Genomic DNA, 1,825 nt, shown 5'->3' on the forward strand with positions numbered 1-1,825 from the left:
CAGGTGCCCCGGAGCAAGCCGCTTAGCGGTCTTGCGAGGCGATGGAATGGACTACCATGAAATCGCTAACTGTGACAACAAGCAGGACCGTGCGCGCAGTGCGAGGACGAGAGAGCAAGACGTCGTTGGCGATCGGTCTATTCGTTGGCGACCAAGGGAGTCGGTTGGCTGAGCGATCGGAAACCTGCGATAGCAAGAAGGGTTATCTCCTCGCGAGGTAGGCCGAATCATTGGTGCAGTCGGGATGTGATGGGCGAGGGTTCTGCAGTCACGGTAAACGAGGAGCCAACAGTCGGCGTGCTATTGGACGATGTGGATTCCAAGGTAGGCGAGTATGGTCGCGGCCACGATGGTGCCCACCATATTGAGCGCGCCGAGACCAAATGACTCGGTATTGGCGAGTGATAGGCTTTCGAATGTCAGCGTGGAGAAGGTGGTGTACGCACCGATGAAGCCGTCTCCTATGGCAACGGCGTCTTGGGTCGGGAGGAGGTTTCTGGTGGCCAGTCCGACGACGATACCCAAAGCGAGTGCCCCACTGAGGTTGATCATGAGGGTACCGACCGGGAAATCGGTGTTGAGGTGTCTCATGATGCTGCGATCGAGTAGGTAGCGAACGACAGCACCGAGTGCACCGAAGAGCACGACAAGTAACCAGGCCACAGGTTACGCCCTGACGTCCGGCAGGATTTTCGGGAGGGTCGTAGCTGCGGACCAGTCTGTCGGGCCTTGAGTGATCATCACCAGTCCCCGCCGCTGGGAGAGGTAGTGGCGGTTTCGCAATGGTGCACCCGACCGTATGATCTCTGCGATGATAGTACCTCCAGGATGTGGAGACGTTCTGTGTCTCGTAGTTGCGAAACGAAGGTTCGTCGCTTTTGCTCGCCGTGCAGACCGAGTACGTTGAATGTCACGGCGGGGAGATCGGGATTGACGGAGATGCGAGCACTCCCCAGCGATGCCTGGGACGTGTGACGGCGAGTACCTTCTTGGTTCGTAACGCCTCCCGCGAGGTGAGCAGGTGGTGAAGGACCGGATTCCCTGGCGTTGTTGTGGGGCGGTGGGGGGCCTGCAATACCCTGTTTTGACGGTGGTGGCGATCATCGATCCCTCGACCAGCTAACCAAGCGCGACGCGACCATGGCGGTACCAGAGCCGTCCAATGATGCGTCCGAAAATTGCGGCACCAAGTCCTGCCCCAATGGTAATGATCGCATAGAATCCAGCTGCGAGAAAACCGAGATGGGCTATCTGCTCGGCAAGTGAGACCGCTAGCGTCGAGAGCGTGGTGAGCCCCCCGCAGAAACCAGTGGCAAGAAAGAGCCTGAGAAGAGGGCCCGATCGTAGCGAAACCAGCGGCAGTAGGGTCAGCGTGATGCCGATGACAAAAGACCCAGCGATATTAGCAGCGAAGATCCCTAGCGGGAAACGGAGTGAACTGCCAAGGTGGATCTCGAGCCAGTAGCGCAACAACGAGCCGAGTGCTCCTCCGACCGCAATTGGTCCAAGACGGGTCAGCAATCGCATGGGCATCCACTGCGGGACCTACGGTGCTGATAAAACGTCGTTGTGGTAGTCATTGGCAAGAACGGAACTCTTCTGTTGCTCGGCAACAGTGTATGGGGTGCTGGCATGCTCTGCTGCTACCGCATGCCCGGATTCCGTGTTTGCCAGCTTCGATCCACCGCAAGCGGCTCCCTCCTTCGAGCCATGCCCCCATTGTTGGGGGTGACCGGGAAGCGTTGGTGCACAGTTAGCGATTTCATGGTAGTCCATTCCATCGCCTCGCAAGACCGCTAAGCGGCTTGCTCCGGGGCACCTGCAA

3 protein-coding genes are annotated in these 1,825 nt (G+C 58.6%); all 3 read right to left on the reverse strand.

The genetic code is table 11. The features are described from left to right. Nucleotides 1-300: 300 nt before the first annotated feature. Nucleotides 301-663 carry a fluoride efflux transporter CrcB gene (gene crcB / locus M7Q83_RS13985; protein WP_298340219.1) on the reverse strand — a complete coding sequence of 121 codons (363 nt, stop codon included), beginning with the start codon at nucleotides 661-663 and terminating at the stop codon, nucleotides 301-303. A gap of 456 nt (nucleotides 664-1,119) precedes the next feature. Next, a complete protein-coding gene (locus tag M7Q83_RS13990) occupies nucleotides 1,120-1,527 on the reverse strand; it encodes a CrcB family protein (protein ID WP_298340220.1) in 408 nt (135 codons plus the stop codon). Between the two features lie 18 nt (nucleotides 1,528-1,545). Beyond that, nucleotides 1,546-1,825 (reverse strand): hypothetical protein (locus M7Q83_RS13995; protein WP_298340223.1); only part of this gene is annotated, 280 nt, incomplete at its 5' end.

The organism is Ferrimicrobium sp., assembly GCF_027364955.1.
In the GTDB taxonomy this organism is placed as follows: Bacteria; Actinomycetota; Acidimicrobiia; order Acidimicrobiales; family Acidimicrobiaceae; genus Ferrimicrobium.

What these genes read in the sequence shown, in the direction of transcription:
- M7Q83_RS13990 (WP_298340220.1), bottom strand. Translation starts at nt 1,527, where the DNA reads ATGCGATTGCTGACCCGTCTTGGACCAATTGCGGTCGGAGGAGCACTC.